We start from the raw sequence: 16087 nt of genomic DNA on the forward strand, positions 1-16087 counted from the left end.
AAGAACAGCAACTACCAACCCCGTTGTCCACTGCCCCTGTGGATAACTGGTGCATTAAGTGCCTCTGCTTGTGCACAGGATGGGGACAAGCATGTGGACAAGTATGGGTTCAGCACTAAAACACGGTCCTGACCTGCACAAACGTTCCCCACGGCCTGTGGATGAATAGTTTTTTGCCACAATTTTCTTGGCGGCGCCGGCTCCTGGTACAAAGCGAAAGCACAAATGCCGCGGGGGATATCCACAGACATATGTCAGTCTGTGGATATCCCCCGCGGCATTGCTACGACGCGCCAGTTTTCTCTATGCGCGCTTGGGCATGTGCTTCCTTCTGGACCTTGCAACGAGGACCACACCGGCGGCAACAACCAACAACCCGAACGCCATCACCAGGGCCAGTCCGCTGGCTCCGGTGTTGGGCAGTTCGTTCTGTCCGGGCACCGCCACCGCCGTCGCCATTGCAGCAATGGTCACAGGGACCACCACCGAACGCTTGGAGGTCTGGCCCGTCAAGGTCACTGTGTGCTCGCCCAGGGCGAAGTCAACGGGGACCTTCCAGCTGACACTGACATTGCCCTTCGCGTCGGCGGTGAAGGTTCCCATCTCCACGGGCGTGGAGCGGATGACAGCGGATACCGGCTCGTTGGGAGTGAATCCGCTTCCCTTGACCAGCAGCGAGCCACCTTGGGCGGCGGTCACCGTGACACCAGCTGTTCTCGACGACGTCGGCACGGCAGTTCCTGTGGCACTTGCCGTGGCAGTGGGAGAGACTGACGGAGTCACGGAGGCTGACGCGCTCGGTGAGACAGACGCAGTTGCCGAGGGAGACGCGCTCGGTGACGCTGACGGTGTTGCCGAGGGTGTTGCCGACGCACTCGGTGTTGCCGTGGGCGTGGGATCGGCAATACGCTCGCTGGCCACGAACTCGCCACAAGCAATCCACTTTTGTTCAAAGGAGCTTACGCCCGTCATACGAACATAGCGTGCCGGCGAACCATTCAAGGTGACGCTTTGAATGGCTGTGGAGTTGGCCCAGGTGGCAGCTACGGGAGCGGCCCATGTGGTTCCGTCAAGGCTGGTCTCGACGGTGACATCCTTGATGCGACCATTGGCCGCAGCGCGTCCCTGGCACCCGGCGGCAACCAGGTTGCGCGCCTTGCCCAGATCGATGATGACCCAGTGCGGGGGCGGTGTGGATGCGGCGCTCCACGCCGTGCTCCAGCCCGGCTCCTGGTTGCAGTCAACCACGTTGCTGGCGGGACGCTGTTCAGCAGCGGTTTCTTGGCTGCTGAATCCGGTGACAGTCATTTCCGAGCAGAGCACGGGGGAAATGGTTCCGCTGGCAGGGCCCGTGGGCGTGGTTGTCGCCGTGGGCGTGGCCGAAGGAGTTGGGGTCGGCGTGGTGCCGCCGTCAACAGCCTTCTTGGCGTTGAATTCTCCACAGGTGACCCACTTGTTGGCGTTGGCGCCGTCGCCGAGGGTTTCCATGCCTGTGAACTTCACGTAGCGGGCCTGAACCCCATTGAGCTGGATCCACTTGGCGTCGGTGTTGTTGGCCCACGTGGCCACCGTGGGCGCACTCCAGGTGACACCGTCAAGGCTTGTTGCCATGCTGGCCTTGGTGATGCGGCCGTTCAAGGCCGGGCGCGGGCTGCAGCCTGCCGCCGTGAGCTTCACGGTTGAACCCAAATCAATGACAGCCCAGTGTGGCGGCGGCGTGGAATTTGCGCTCCATGCCGTGTGCCACATGGTGGTGGTGTCGCAGTCGGTCATGTTGGTGCCGCGGCCGTTCTCGCCCCCGGTTTCCTCACTGCTGACGCTTGTCACTGTCATGGCGGTGCAGGGCACCACTGTGGGGTCGGTGACAACAATGGCGTGATCGGTGGTCAGGGTGCTGCCGCCGCTGGTCAGCGTGGCCACCACCTTGGCCGAGCCCAGGGGAGCAAGGGAGGGCTTGATCTTGAACTTTGTCTGGGCGCTGGTGCCCTGAGCAACGGCGGGGGTGGACGCCGTCGCCGGTTCCACGGTCCAGCCGGCCGGGGCGGCGATTGTCAGCGAACCGGCAGCCAAGGCTGTACCCGGTGCGTTGAGGTTCACGGTGAGGTCAAACTCCGTACCGCCGGCAATGGTGGCCGGTGCGTCAATGGTGACATTGGCGGTGGATGTGATGACGTACTTCGCACCGGCAACGCCGTCGAACTTCACAATGCCATCGGCACCCTTGACGGCCGCAATGGTGGCGCCAGTGGTTTCATTCTTGACACTGAACTTGCCGTCAAACATGGCCGAACGGACAGCGAGCGGGCCTGACTTGCCCGGCTGAAGCACCGCACCGGTGGGTGCGCCGTTGGCCCAGGACATGCCAACTTCAACGTTGCCGCGGGCCTTCAAGCCGGAGACAGCGCCCGTGGCCCAGTTGGCCGGCAACGCTGGCAGCAGGTCAATGGCGTTGGACTGGGACTGCAGCAGCATTTCAGCAACGCCTGAGGTGGCGCCAAAGTTGCCGTCAATCTGGAACGGCGGGTGGGCGTCCCAGAGGTTCTCGTAGACGTTGTTCTTGAGCAGCGCTGAGAGCATCTTCTGTGAACCGTCGCCGTCCAGCAGGCGGGCCAAGAAGTTGATCTTCCAGGCCTTGGACCAGCCGGTGGCGCCGTCACCGCGGGCGTCGAGTGACTTGCGGGCAGCAGCCGCAAGCACCGGATCGTTGCGCACGTCAATGGCATCGCCCGGGTAGAGGGCAAAGAGGTTTGAGGCGTGGCGGTGTTGGTTGGTGGGTGTGTCGATCGAGGTGTTCTCGATCTTCCACTCCTTGATCTGGCCCCAGGAACCAACGGCCAGTCCCGGATCCAACTTGTTCAAGGTGGCCGTCAACGACGCCTGGAAAGCTGCATCCGTGTTCAAAACCTTGGCAGCTTCCAGGGTGTCCTTGAGCAGGTTGACAACAATCTGCTGGGACATGGCGGCACCCGCAGTGAACGGGCCCTGCTCCGGCGAGTAGCTCGGGGTGACAACAAGTCTGTTGTTATCCCGCGGGTCCGGCTGCAGGTTATGAATCCAGAACTCGGCAGCACCCTTCATCATGGGGTACGCCTTGGTCTGCAGGTAGGCAACATCGCCGGTGAAGGCGTAGTGCTCGTAAACGGGCTGCATCATCCAGGCTGCCGCTTCAGGCATCCAGAAGGACTCGGCCCAGTCATGAACACCCGTGAAGCCAAAGACGTTGGTGTTCTGATTGACAATCCAACCGGGTGAATCCGCACCAAAGATGGACTTGGAAGTGACCTTGCCGGGCTCAACCAACGCTTCCATGAAGTCGTTGAGCGGCTCGGCCGTTTCGGAAAGGTTTGTCACCTCGGAGAGCCAGTAGTTCATCTGCAAGTTGATGTTGGTGTGGTAGTCCGCCTGCCACGGCGGGGTGTTCCTGTCATTCCACAGACCCTGCAAGTTCGCCGGCAGGGTGCCCGGGCGCGAGCTGGCAATCATCATGTAGCGGCCGTAGTTGAAGAACAGCGTCTCCAGGGCCTTGTCCCCTTCGGAACCATTGCCCTTGTACGCGGAACGCAGGGTGTTCGTGGGAACATTAGCGGGCAGGTGGCCGCCAATGTTCAGGCTCATGTTGTCGTAGAGGCCCTTGTAGTCGGCAATGTGCGCCGCCTTGACGGCGTCATGACCCTTGGCAACGGCACCGTCGACGGCGGCCGTCACGGCCGCGTGCGGGTCAACGCCACGGTAGGTGGGGTAGTTGTCCTTGTAGTCGGTGCCCATGGACATGAACATGGTGGCGCTCGTGGCGCCCGTAACCTTCAGGTTGTTGCCCTCAACCGTGACGGTTCCGCCATCTGTGACTACGTGGGCGGCCATCTCGTACTTCAAACCATTGTCGGCAACAACGCCCTTGACCGTGATGCGGTTGCCGGCAGCCGTCTGCACGGCACCGTTGGGGGAGGTGAAACGCGTGGTGAAGTTGATTTCACCGGCACGGTCGGCGGCGAAGCGAGAAACCAAAACGTTGTCCGGGTAAGAGGAGAAGTAGGAGCGCTGCACCTTGGCGCCATTGCTCTTGGTGTAGCTGACCCCGGCCACGGCGTTGCCCAGGTTCAGGTCGCGGCGGTAGTTGGTGGTTCCGGCAGCGTCCGGGACGTCAAAGTAGAACTGGCCAAAATTGAGGTAGGAGCCAAAGCCCGGGATAACCCCGCCCGGCAGGCTGTAGGAGGGGATGCCCAGCTTGCTGGCAACGGCGCCAGGGGACATGGAGCCGTTGGCTGTGATCTCATCGCGCACCTCCTTAAGTTTTCCGTTCTTGGAACCGTCCGAGGGCCAGTTGCCGCCCGTCCAGCCTTCCTTGGACCCGGGGCCGCCGGACCAGAGGGAGTCAACGTTGAGGCTCAGCCGTTCGCTGGCCAGGCCGCCGAAGACGTTGGCGCCCTGGTGTCCGCCACCGATGGGCAGCGACTGGGTTTCCCAGTTGGTGGCCGGGGACGTGTACCAGAGCATCTGGTCCGTCTCGGGAATCTGTGATCCCGCGAGGATGCTGGCCGAGGTAATCGGGGCAACGGGAGTTTCAGCTGCGTTGGCACCAGCAATCGTGGTGAAGCCCAGACCGGCTACCACAGCCAAGGCGCACACGGCGGCTATTGGCTTGGTAAATGATTTTCGTATGTTTGGCAGAACCATAATCCCTCAGCAAAGAAGCAGGCGGACCCATGGACTAGCAAACCCTGGACGCGCAGCATGGTATGGATAACAAAGTGACAGGTCCCACAGTAATACATCCGATGTATCGCGGTCTATACGTGAAGCAATATGGACTCGAGCGGGCCCCTGCGCCATGGCCCGGTGTGAACAAAAGCGCCCGGCGCTAAACTACTAGCAACCAAAGGAGCGCGATCATGGGTGCCAACGATGTTTCAGCCAAGACCAGCAACGGGACCAACAAAACTCATCCCACAGCCGTGGATCCACTGGAGTTCATTGCCACCGTGGACACCACGGAAACACGCCGCAAGGACGCCGTCGTCCTGCTGGACATGATGGCGGAGATTACGGGGCAGCCGCCGCGCATGTGGGGGCCAAGCATCATTGGCTTTGGCGAGTACCACTACAAGTACGCCTCGGGGCGCGAGGGTGACGCCGCCGCCGCAGGATTCTCACCCAGGAAAGCGAATCTGGTGATCTATGGGCTCCAAGACTCGCCAGAGGCCGGACCTTTGCTGGAAAAGTTGGGCAAGTTCAAGTCCAGCGTGGCGTGCGTCTACATCAACAAGCTCGCCGACATTGACCTGGACGTGCTCCGTGAACTCATTGGCATGAGCTACCGGCACATCACCACCACGGACATGCAATCTCTGCAGTCGCAAAAGAAGTAGTTAAAGCAAGAGGCCCGGCTCCCGAAAACGGGGGCCGGGCCTCTCTTGAAGCTATAAGCGGGCTATTAGCCTGCTACAACGTTCAATACAATAACAGCTGAAACGTCGTCGTGAAGACGAAGTGTTGCAGTGTGCTTGCCGGTGTTCTTGATGTGCGCAGGCAGTTCAACCTTGCGCTTGTCAATGGTTCCCAGACCTGCAGCGGCAACAGCCTTTGCAACGTCTTCAGCCTTGACGGTACCGAACAAGCGGCCTGAGGCGCCTGCCTTAACCTTCAAAACAACAGCGTTGGCCTGCAGAGCGGAGGCCTGCTCCTGAGCAGCTTCGATGGAAGCGTGCACGTGGGCCAAGCGAGCAGCCTTGATGGTTTCCACCTGCTTCTCGCCACCCTTGGACCAGGTGAGGGCGAAGCCGCGGGGCAGAAGGAAGTTACGTGCGTAACCGTTCTTTACCTCAACGATGTCGCCAGCGGCACCGAGGCCGCTTACTTCATGAGTCAAAATGAGCTTTGCCATGTTTATTTATCTCCCTTAACCGCGGCCAGCGCCGGAGTAGGGCAGCAATGCAACTTCGCGGGCATTCTTGATTGCCTGGGCGATTTTGCGCTGCTCCTGAACGGTAACACCCGTGACACGACGTGCACGGATCTTTCCACGGTCAGAGATGAATTTGCGCAGCAATGCTACGTCCTTGTAGTCGATGACAGTGATGTCAGCGGCCTTCAAGGGGTTGGACTTTGGTTTGGGCTTACGGAGTTCAGCCTTAGCCATCGTGGAGCTCCTTAGTATTCGTGGAGCCCGTGGATATTAATCCGCGGGATGGAGTGCGTACGGCGGTTGCCGCACTATTTGTAAAACGTGTAAGTGTGGTGCACTAGGGTCCGAAGCGTGGCGGCGGAGCCGACACGAAAGGGTGTGCACCGCATGTTAGAAGGGAGGCTCGGAGTTATCCGGGCCAGCGCCCCAGCCACCGGAGGAACCGCCACCGGGCGTGGCCCAGGGATCGGCTGCCGGTGCGGGCTGCTGCTGCGCGCCGCCGCCACCCCAGGGAGCGTTGCCGCCACCGGGATTGGCGCCGAAGCCACCTTGGCCTCCGCCAGCGTTGCCGCCGCCGAAGTTGCCGCCTTGGCCACCGTTGCCGCCACCGAAGTTGCCCCCACCCTGACCGCCGGAGCGCTGGGTACGGTTGACCTTGGCATTGGCGTAACGCAGCGAGGGGCCGATCTCGTCGACCTCAAGCTCCATGACGGTGCGCTTTTCGCCTTCTTTTGTGTCGTAGGTCCGCGACTTCAGCCGGCCTGAAACAATCACGCGGGTACCCTTTGTCAGGGACTCGGCAACGTTTTCGGCCGCTTCGCGCCAGATCGACGCGCGGAGGAACAGCGTTTCGCCGTCCTTCCACTCGTTGGACTGGCGGTCAAAGGTCCGCGGAGTCGACGCAATGGTGAAGTTCGCTACTGCTGAACCGCTCGGGGTAAACCGAAGTTCGGGGTCACCGGTGAGATTACCAATGACCGTGATAGTGGTTTCGCCTGCCATCTGCTCCTGCTTCCTGCTTGTGTTTTCCTACGGAGAAAGAATTTAAAGAAAGTAAACCGAAATTACTCGGCTACTACTTTCTGCTCTTCCGGACGGGTGATCTTGGTGCGCAGGATGGTCTCGTTGAGGCCAAGAACGCGGTCAAGTTCCTGAGCGGTAGCAGGCTCAGCGGTGAAGTTCACCACTGCGTAGATACCTTCAGACTTCTTCTGGATGTCGTAAGCCAGGCGACGACGGCCCCAGATGTCAACCTTTTCGATGGTTCCACCATCGTTGGTGATGACATTCAGGAACTTCTGAAGCGACGGCTCAACGGTACGCTCATCAACATCGGGGTCGATGATTACCATCAGTTCGTAAGGACGCATATGTGAACCCACCTCCTTTGGGCTAGGCGGTTACGGCATTTCCGTAACAGGAGGTTCATTTGCGGTGTCCGGCGGCCCCCAAGCACACAGATTGAGTGGCCTTGGCGCCAGCACAGACTTATCCATCCTACCGTAATTACGACGCCGGACACCCCCGTCCGCGCGTAACTCTCGCCACACACCAGGTCCCGCCGTCTTTCTCGGCACCGGCATGGCTTAAAATGAAGTGACCCCTCCCCTGCCAGAAGGCCAACGCCATGCGCACCACTGATAACGCCGTTGCACAGTGGCACGCGCAAAAACAATTGCGCCAAAGCCCTGCCTGGAAATTGCTGCAGGGGGCGCCGTGGGCGGCGGCGTTTCTGCGCGCCGAGTTCACCGCCACCACGCAACGTGTTCCGTTGGAGGAGTTCCACGCCGATCTGGCTGACTTCATGAAGGAACTGCGCCAGGACAACCTCAGCCTCAACGAGGCCTGGCAGGCGTCGCACTACGCCGATTCTTGGGTGCGCAGCCAGTTTCTGGCCCGCCCCATGGCGGACGGCAAGTTCTTCTACGAACCCACAGCAAGCACTGCCCGTGTGCTGGCCTTCATGGACACCCTGACGGGCCAGCGGACCAATCTCAACAGTTCCCGGTTGAGCACCCTGCTCACCAGCATTGAAACGCTGTCCTTTCAAAGCGACCCCAACCCGGACTCCCGGATCGCAGCCCTCGAGGCGGAAATCGCCGAGCGCCACAAGGAAATTGTGGCGCTGCGCAACGGTGAGAGCCCCGCGGTTCTGTCGCCCGACTCCGCCGTGGCTGCCACCCGCAGCGTGCTGGACCTGGCCGCCAGCTTGCCGGCGGATTTCAAGCGCATGCGCGACGGCGTGGACCTCATGTTGCACACCATCCGCCAGGAGATCATGGAATCCTCCGTGACGAAGGGTGTTGCCGTGGGCCAGGTGCTGGCCGGTGACAAGGCATTGCGCGGCACCGCCGAGGGCGAGACCTTTCAGGGTTTCACCGAATTCCTCAACGACCCCATCCAACAGGCCCGCTTCAGGCAGTCGATCAACGAGGTCCTTGAACGGGACTTCACTGACCAACTCAGTTCCGAGGAACGGGCAAACCTGGCCTCACTGCTGCGCGAAATGCGCCGCGAGGCGGCCGCTGTGCACGCTATTTATGGGCGCCTTTCAGAGAGCCTGCACGCCTACGTGCAGTCGGCGGAATTCAGGGAATCCGTGCTGCTGCGCCGGTCCATTCATGCCGCCGAGCAGGCAGTGGCCAAGGCTGCGCTGGGATCGCGCACAGCAGTGGTCCAGCCCCTGCTCCACTCCCCCACGTTTGAAACACTGGCCGGCCTGGGCATCTTCAACCCCGAGGACCATGTTCCCCCGCCAAAGCTTGCGGCACCCCCGCGGCTCAGCGATGCTGACATCCACAGGACCCCCGTCACGCCGGCGCCGGACATGCCAACCCTGCACGCCGCCGTCGAACACGCCAGGATGACACGCAATGGCAGCGCAACGTTGGCTGATGTTTATGCCAGCCTGCCGCCGGAGTTGCACCACATCAACACCATCCGGGGCTTGATTCTGGCTGCCAGGAGCTCGGCCAACTCCATGGATTCCACCGGCACACAAATTTTGACGTTCACTCAGATCGACGGCACCGCACGAACTGCCCGCATCCCGTTGTTCACCTTCACGAAGGACTCCGCGCCATGAGCATCAGTTCCCACTCCACACCGCAGGGGCACAGCGATTCCGCCGCCAACACGGAGCGGGCATTGTTTCCCGGCGACACAGGCTCGTTCCCGCTGGACCTGCGGCAGGCACTGGTGCGCCTGCTGCGAGGGCCGTACATTGACGGCACGGCCGATCCGGCCCTGTGGACAACCATCCTGCGTCACGCCGTGTCCCTGCAGCAGTACTTGAGCGAGATTTTCCTGCTGCTGAGCATTGATGCGGACCGCAAGATTGCGTTGCTGACGCCCGTCCCCATGGAGGCCGTGCACACGCAGCCCATTGTTGCGCGCAAGCCGCTGCGCCGCGAGGAAACCCTCCTGGCGCTCCGCTTGCGCGTGCTGCTGGACCGGCATGCGGGCAGCGGCACGGATGTGAGCGTCTCGCGCAGCAGCGCCCGAGAAATTTTGGCCGAACACCGCCAGCCCGGCACTGTTGACGACAAACGCCTCGATGAACAAACTGACGCCGCACTGGCCCGGCTCATGGGTTTGAAACTGATTCTGCCCACAGAGTTGGAGGGCGAATACCGGGTGAGCAACGCCTTGGCACTTGCACTGCCGTTTGATTCGATCGAGCAAATTCCGGCCTATCTGGCAGCCCTGGACAAGAGCGCGCCCAACGATTCCTTTGATCTCGACTCCCCCGACGACGCAACGCAGGAGACCCTCTAAATGAGCATTGCCACCACACTGCCCATTGGCGAAGACATCAACCCCGGCCAGTTCAGGCTCAGCCAAATCCAGATCATCAACTGGGGCACCTTTCACGGCCGCCACTCCATGTATGTTGACCGGGCCGGAACGTTGTTGACGGGCCATCCCGGCGTGGGCAAATCCACCCTCTTTGACGGCATCCAGCACATCTTCTATGCCGCACCCCGCCTGAATGAATCCGCCCATGAGGCATCCAACAGGAAGGACCGGCGCACCACGTTCAGCTACATGCGCGGCCGCAAAATCAAGACGGCCAGCGGCATTGAATACCAACGCCCCAGCGCCACCTGGTCCGCCGCAGCCCTGGTGTTTGAGGACGGCCTGGGCCGGGCAGTCACCATTGCCGCGCTCTTTGACCTGCCAGCCAATGGTCTGGAAGGGCAGGTGGGCAAGCACTATGTGATCCACGACGCCGCACTGGACACCCAGGCGTTGGAGAACCACGGCAGCCGGCGTTTTTCACCGTCATCCCTGCACGCTGCACTCCCCGGGGCTGAAACCTTTGACGTCCACAAGACATTTGCCGAGCGGTTCCGCCGCAAGCTGGGCATCCACAATGACAAGGCGTTCAGCCTGCTGCGCACCCTGCAAAACGGCAAAGGCCTGGACAAGGGCGTCAACCGCTTCTTCCGCTACGAGGTGCTGGACAAGCCGGCGACCCTGGCCGCCGCGGCCGCAGCCGTGGAGGACTTCAGCCACCTGGCCGGGATCTACCGCCAACTGGAGGACGCCCGCGGGCAGCGTGATGTGCTGGCGCCCGTGCCGGAGTTGCACCAAAAACTGCAGGAATTCAATCAAAATCATTCCCGCACAGTTGAGCTAAAAAACGCCCAGCTTCCCCTGCTGCGCCAGCAGTTCCAGGCGGAACTACTCACCGCCAAGGCGGTTGCCCTGACCGAGGCGCAGGCGGACAAGCGGCAACAGATTGAGGCCGCCACGCTGGCCAAGGACGCCCTCTCTGAATCGGTGTCCGCCTTGGCCCAGCAGCATGCCAACCACGGTGGACGGGCCATCGAAGGCCTGGAAAAGGACATCCGCACCGGCAAGCGGGAACTGGCGGAACGGTTGCGTTTGGAGGCAGACGTTCGCGAGGACCTGGATGCCGCCGGGCTGGCGCATGACTGGACCCCGGCCGGCCTGGACGCCGCACGCGCCCTGGCAGCCGCCGGCGTCCAGGCGCAACAAAGCGAGACCGAGTCAGCGCGCAACCGCGAATACCAGGCCGTGGCGGCCAGCGTGAACCTCAAGGACCAAGCGAAGGCGCTGCGGGCTGAGATTGAGTCCTACGAGCGCCGGGGCAGCAACATCGACCCCCGGAGTGCTGCAGCCCGGCGGGCCATTTGCACCGCCACGGGTCTTGCACCGGAGGACATGCCCTTCGCGGGTGAACTCGTGGACATGGGCGCAGGCCACAGCGTGTGGCGACCCGCCGCGGAGAAGGTCCTGCGGTCCCTGGCCACCACCTTGCTCATCAGGGGCCAGGACATAGAGGCTGTCACTGCAGCCATCAACACCTTGGACGGGCACGGCAAGCTGCGCTGGATCGACATCAGCCTCCCCACCCGGACAGGGACTGTTGCCGGCACGGACGAGTTGGTGACCAAGCTGGACTTCCACGCCTCCGACGCCGGCGACTGGGTCCGGGCGAAAATCACCGGCGACTTTGCCTTCATCTGCGTTGAGCACGATGCGGCGTTGCACCAGCACACCAGGGCCATTTCACAAGCCGGCACCGTGAAACTGAACTCGGCAGTTTTCGAGCGCGACACCCGCTCCATCAATCCCGGCGACTACCTGCTCGGCTTCAACAATGTGGCCAAGATCGCCCAGCTCGAGGAGCAGGCGCAGGCCCTGGCGGCAGAACATGAGGCCTCCGCCGCCGCAGCCACCCGGAGCAGCCTGGCCAAGGAGGAATCGACGCAGCGGCTGGCTTCACTGCAGCGCATTTCCGGCGACCAGCGGACCTTTGCGCAGCTGGATTCCGCCGCACTTGCCGCGCAGCTGGAGGCCTTGCATGCCACGCTGGAGGCAACCATTGCCGGCAGCGCCACCCTGGCCCAGCTGCGTGAATCGCTGGCCTCCGCCAATGCAGAACTGGAGGCCGCCGTGGGCAGGGTCGCCGTGCTGCACCACGATTTGGCCGCGATTGGCAAGGACCTTGCCAGCGTACAGTCAGCCCTGCACGCCGCCAGCGGGCTCAAGGAAGCCGCCCCGGACTGGGCTGTGGCTGCCTTTGCGCCGTATCTGAGCGATGGTGAGCCCACCTCGCTGGATGAACTCGAGGTGCTGCTGGCCCGTGTTGCCGTGGACCTGGGCGAACGTGCCGCAGCCTTAAAGGAACGCCAGTTCCGCACGGAAGGGGCCCTGAGCGAAATCTTCAAGGCCTTTGCCCGCCAGTTCGGCCCCACCATGAGTGCCAGCTACGGCACGGGTGCCGATGCCACCGTGCACTATGAAGAGCTGTATGAGCGCATCATTTCCGACGGCCTGCCGCAGCGGCAGGACGAGTTCCGGGAGTACTTCAACAACCGCTCCTACGAGCGTTTCTCCGATCTTTTGCAATTGTTGGAAGAGGAGCGGCGCACCATTGAGGAACGCATTTTGCCCCTCAACCAAATCTTGGCAGATGTCCCCTTCGAAAAGGGCAGCCGGCTGCGGCTGGAAGTGAAAACCACTATCCCCGATGAAGCTAGGGCTTTCCGCAATGACCTCAAGGAAGCCTTGGGGAACGCCTATACCCAGGCCACTGAGGAGAAAATGGCATCCAGCTACCAGCAGCTCGAACGGCTGGTCAAGGCCCTTGCCGATCCGGCCATGGCCCACTGGGCGGATACGGTTCTGGACGTGCGCCAGCATGTGACTATCAGCTGCAACGAGCACCGCCCCCATGGGGAGGTGGAAATGGGCCTGGAGCCCGGCACCCTGTCAGGTGGTGAGGGCCAGCGGTTCACCTCATTCATCATGGGCGCCGCCCTGGCCTACCAGCTGGGGATCGATGTTCAGGGCTACAGCACCTACGGCACTGTGATGATTGACGAGGCCTTCATCCAGGCGAACTCCGAGTACGCCGGAGCCGGCATCAACGCCCTGCAGGAATTTGGCTTCCAGCTTCTGCTGGCCGCTCCAGAGGACAAGGTGGACCTGTCCAAGCACCTCGGCTCGGTCACGGACATCATCAAGCACCCGCAGGCCAACGTCTCTGGTTTTGTCTCCACCGGCCAGTCCCCCGCCACGGCCACCGACATCATTCTGCGTTAGGCTGCGGCGGGCGCCCCAGCGACCCTAGCCCAGTTGCAGTGCGGCAATCCCAGCGACGGCCGCCACGGTCAAGCCCAGCCTGGTCTTGGAGAATTTTTCACCAAAGAACACGACGCCAATGAGCCCTGCCAGCAGCACCGAAGACTCCCGCAGGGCCGAGACCAGCGCGAGCGGAGCCACGCTCTGGGCCACAACCACCATGCCGTAGGCCATCATGGACAGCACGCCGCCCAGTGAACCGATCCGCCAATGCGTACCAACCGCCCTCAGGTACGCTCGGCGCTCGGTGGCCACGAGCCAGCAGACGACTGGCAGAATCACGCCCTGAAGCAGAAACAGCCACGAGATGTACCCCAACGGGTTGCCCGATTCGCGCACGCCCAAGCCGTCCACCAGCGTGTAGGCGGAAATGCACACACCTGTCAGCAGGGCGAAGATGACACCCTTTCTGTTGCCAGCCTTGCCCACAAGGGCCAGTCCCAGCAAGGCTCCTCCGACGACGGCGACCCCCAGTAGTTGCAGTGCGCTCAAGTGCTCGGCCAGGAAGGTCACGGAAACGGCGGCCACGAGCAAAACCGCCAGGCCACGTGCCAGCGGGTAGATCTGGCTGAAATCGCCGTGCTTGTAGGAGGTGGTCAACAGGATCAGGTAGGCCGTCTGCAAACATCCCGAGGCAAGGATGAAGGGCCACGCAGCGGGGTCTGGCGGGCCGAAGAGGAGGGCGCCTACCGCACCTGCCAGCAGGTAGACCAAGGCAATCAGTGTCGCAGAGGCAAGCCGGTGCGGGATGGACTTGGCAATGGCGTTCCAGCTGCTGTGAAACAACGCGGCCAGGAGTACCAGCAGCGTGACGCCTAAGGTCATTTAGCGTTGTCCGAACGGCACGCCGCTCAGGGCGTCTGCTGAAACGCCAAACGTGCCAAGGACTTGAACGGCGATGTCCGCATGATCCAAGGCAGTGATCCCGCCGGGGATGCCCTCGCCTGAGGCCAGCATCCAGGCCGTGCGTTCCTCGTCCGAATCGCCGCCGTGGCCACCCTCGTCCAGGTGGCCGTGATCGGTGACCACAATGATGCTCCAGTCCTCTTCTTCACGCGTGGTCCTGTCCGCAATGGCTTGGAGCAGCAGGCCAAGCCGTGCGTCACAGCGTTCAATGCAGGCCGTATAGTCGGGCCCCGTGCCGTGGTTGTGCGCGTTGACATCGCCCTCGCCGAAGTACACAAAGCTGACCGCCAGGTCCTCGGTGCGCAGGCGCGCCGACGCATACTGGGCGATCTCGTCGTCGGCCTTCAACCAACTGTCATTGTTGTTTTGGTCCTCGGGATCAACGGGGTTGACCCATCCGCCGGACGAAAAGAGTGGGCCGCAGGCCGTGGCCATGGACATCGGGAACCAGCTCGTGGCAATCATGGTCGCCAGTTCGGGACGTTGCCGCCGGACAAGGGCGGTGAAGTCCTCGAAGGCAGCCAGCTGCGGCGGGTGAACCTCATTGTCCTCAACCCCGTGTTGATCCATGTAGACGCCGGTGGCCACTGTGGCCCAGACGGGCCCTGAGATGGTCAGGTTCTTCTCGTGGACACGGACGGGCAGCAATACTCCTGCCGCGGCCAGGCCATCAATGACCGGAGTATGTGCCGCCAGAAGGGAATCGTGGCGAATGCCATCAATTCCCACAACCAATACATGAGGGGTGCGCAATGTTGAAGTCTTCACGTGTACAACGCTATCGATGTTCTGACAGTATCGAGGGGATCCTCCATTTTTTCCTATGTTGATAATAGGTAGTCTCTATGAACTTCAATCACTTGCGCGCCTTCCATCTAGTGGCCACCCACGGGAGCTACACAGCGGCAGCCGCAGCTGCCGGCCTCAGCCAACCAACGTTGTCTGAACAGGTACGGCTTCTGCAGGAATCCTATGGCGTGAGCCTGCTTCGCAGAACAGCTGCCGGCATGGAAGCCACCAGCAAGGGTGAGGAGCTGATGGAGCTCGCTGAGAGCATTTTCACCACGGCGCGCCAGGCGGAACAGCTGCTCTCCGGCAACCGGGCCTCGACGCAGGGCCGCCTCCGCTTTGGTGCGGACGCGCCCATCCATGCCGTTCCCACCCTCACCAAGGTGCACGCTGAGCATCCAGGGCTCCGGATTACTTTGAGCAGTGGAAACTCTGCCATCATCAAGAACCAAGTTGCCAACGGTTTAGTGGACGTGGGCATTGTTGCCGACCCCATGCCCCACCCGCTGCTGACCATCGCCCTACTGTCCACCCAGGACCTTGTGGCCGTGGTCCTGCGGGGCTCAGAGCTTGCCGCCAAGAACCTCAGCATTGCCCGCCTGCAGGGCCGGCCACTGGTCATCCGCGAAAGGGGTTCCGTTACCCGCAGTGCCAGCGAGGCGGCCATGGCGGCATGGCAGGTGACGCCCTCTCAACTGATCGAAGCAGACAGCAGGGAGGCCGTGGAGGCTGCGGTCCTTGCCGGCCTGGGGGTGGGCCTGATGGGAGAAGGGGAGTTTAGCCATGATCCCCGCTTGACGCTGGTGGACTTTGCGGAGCCACTCGAGCCACTGAGTGAATTCATCATCCACCGCACCGACAGGCGGGACGATCCCGTGGTGGCTGCTGCGGTGGCAGCAGCCCTGCGTTAGCCACCTTAAGCAACTAACCCGCAGTAAACGGCGAAAAGCACGTCAAAAGCATGAATTTTCGTTGTTTTCTGCGGGTTAGTTTGGTTGTTAAATGAGGGAGGCCCCACATGTTGTGTGGGGCCTCTACCTTTTTTACGTGTTGTCCGGCGGTGTCCTACTCTCCCACATCCTCACGAATGCAGTACCATCGGCGCTGTGGGTCTTAGCTTCCGGGTTCGGAATGGGACCGGGCGTTTCCCCCACGCTATGACCACCGTAACTCGTTCCCCAAACCATGGCTTGCGCTGTGGTTGGGTGGCTTGTTGGGTGCTCTTGGAGCAACAGTATTTTATTATACAGGGTCCTGGTGGTCGCCCTTCACCACTGGTGTGGTGGGGGTTCTCACAGGGGTAACCTGTTTTTTTGGTTTCAACTAACAAAGCTGGGTTTGTTGGTTGGGAACCACATAGTGAACGCGAGCAAT

At 61.8% G+C, this 16087-nt stretch carries 12 protein-coding genes and 1 rRNA gene; 5 read left to right on the forward strand and 8 right to left on the reverse strand.

The window, feature by feature from the left end; genetic code table 11:
• Positions 1 to 303: 303 nt before the first annotated feature.
• The gene (locus ACX80Q_RS15475; RefSeq protein ID WP_459331423.1) at positions 304 to 4674 is read right to left on the reverse strand and encodes a glycosyl hydrolase family 95 catalytic domain-containing protein; all 4371 of its coding nucleotides are present in this window, start codon (positions 4672 to 4674) and stop codon (positions 304 to 306) included.
• A 215-nt stretch (positions 4675 to 4889) separates the two neighbouring features.
• Here ACX80Q_RS15475 and ACX80Q_RS15480 point away from each other — a divergent pair, with 215 nt between their 5' ends.
• Positions 4890 to 5366 carry a DUF1801 domain-containing protein gene (locus tag ACX80Q_RS15480; protein WP_459331424.1) on the forward strand — a complete coding sequence of 159 codons (477 nt, stop codon included), beginning with the start codon at positions 4890 to 4892 and terminating at the stop codon, positions 5364 to 5366.
• Between the two features lie 65 nt (positions 5367 to 5431).
• Here the strand turns inward: ACX80Q_RS15480 and rplI are convergent, their stop codons facing one another.
• The 4 genes from rplI to rpsF form a co-directional block, all read right to left on the reverse strand.
• A complete protein-coding gene (gene rplI / locus ACX80Q_RS15485) occupies positions 5432 to 5881 on the reverse strand; it encodes a 50S ribosomal protein L9 (protein WP_459331425.1) in 450 nt (149 codons plus the stop codon).
• 15 nt (positions 5882 to 5896) lie between these two features.
• Positions 5897 to 6136, reverse strand: a complete 240-nt coding sequence (rpsR, locus tag ACX80Q_RS15490) for a 30S ribosomal protein S18 (RefSeq protein ID WP_003800144.1) — start codon at positions 6134 to 6136, stop codon at positions 5897 to 5899.
• 156 nt (positions 6137 to 6292) lie between these two features.
• Positions 6293 to 6904: a single-stranded DNA-binding protein gene (locus ACX80Q_RS15495; protein ID WP_459331426.1), complete on the reverse strand. Its 612-nt coding sequence runs from the start codon at positions 6902 to 6904 to the stop codon at positions 6293 to 6295.
• 62 nt (positions 6905 to 6966) lie between these two features.
• Positions 6967 to 7272, reverse strand: a complete 306-nt coding sequence (gene rpsF, locus ACX80Q_RS15500) for a 30S ribosomal protein S6 (RefSeq protein ID WP_103467154.1) — start codon at positions 7270 to 7272, stop codon at positions 6967 to 6969.
• 257 nt (positions 7273 to 7529) lie between these two features.
• Between rpsF and ACX80Q_RS15505 the strand changes: the two genes are divergently transcribed.
• From ACX80Q_RS15505 to ACX80Q_RS15515, 3 genes are read left to right on the forward strand one after another with little or no spacing between them, the layout of a single operon-like run.
• On the forward strand, positions 7530 to 8987 hold the full coding sequence (locus ACX80Q_RS15505) for a DUF3375 domain-containing protein (RefSeq protein WP_459331427.1): 1458 nt from the start codon (positions 7530 to 7532) through the stop codon (positions 8985 to 8987).
• On the forward strand, positions 8984 to 9679 hold the full coding sequence (locus ACX80Q_RS15510; RefSeq protein ID WP_459331428.1) for a DUF4194 domain-containing protein: 696 nt from the start codon (positions 8984 to 8986) through the stop codon (positions 9677 to 9679). Before ACX80Q_RS15505 ends, ACX80Q_RS15510 begins: the two co-directional genes overlap by 4 nt.
• Complete coding sequence (locus tag ACX80Q_RS15515; protein ID WP_459331429.1) at positions 9680 to 12979, forward strand: ATP-binding protein; 3300 nt, start codon at positions 9680 to 9682, stop codon at positions 12977 to 12979.
• 24 nt (positions 12980 to 13003) lie between these two features.
• Here ACX80Q_RS15515 and ACX80Q_RS15520 read toward each other — a convergent pair whose 3' ends face one another.
• Together ACX80Q_RS15520 and ACX80Q_RS15525 are read right to left on the reverse strand one after the other, a co-directional pair.
• Positions 13004 to 13843, reverse strand: a complete 840-nt coding sequence (locus ACX80Q_RS15520) for an EamA family transporter (protein ID WP_459331430.1) — start codon at positions 13841 to 13843, stop codon at positions 13004 to 13006.
• Entirely contained in the window at positions 13844 to 14692 is an 849-nt protein-coding gene (locus ACX80Q_RS15525; protein ID WP_459331431.1) for an alkaline phosphatase family protein, read from the reverse strand. It abuts the gene before it with no gap.
• A gap of 77 nt (positions 14693 to 14769) precedes the next feature.
• Here ACX80Q_RS15525 and ACX80Q_RS15530 point away from each other — a divergent pair, with 77 nt between their 5' ends.
• Positions 14770 to 15624 carry a LysR substrate-binding domain-containing protein gene (locus ACX80Q_RS15530; RefSeq protein WP_459331432.1) on the forward strand — a complete coding sequence of 285 codons (855 nt, stop codon included), beginning with the start codon at positions 14770 to 14772 and terminating at the stop codon, positions 15622 to 15624.
• A gap of 141 nt (positions 15625 to 15765) precedes the next feature.
• Here the strand turns inward: ACX80Q_RS15530 and rrf are convergent.
• Positions 15766 to 15882 (reverse strand): 5S ribosomal RNA (gene rrf, locus ACX80Q_RS15535).
• Between the last annotated feature and the right edge of the window lie 205 nt (positions 15883 to 16087).

The sequence above is a fragment of the Arthrobacter sp. HLT1-20 genome, assembly GCF_054510895.1.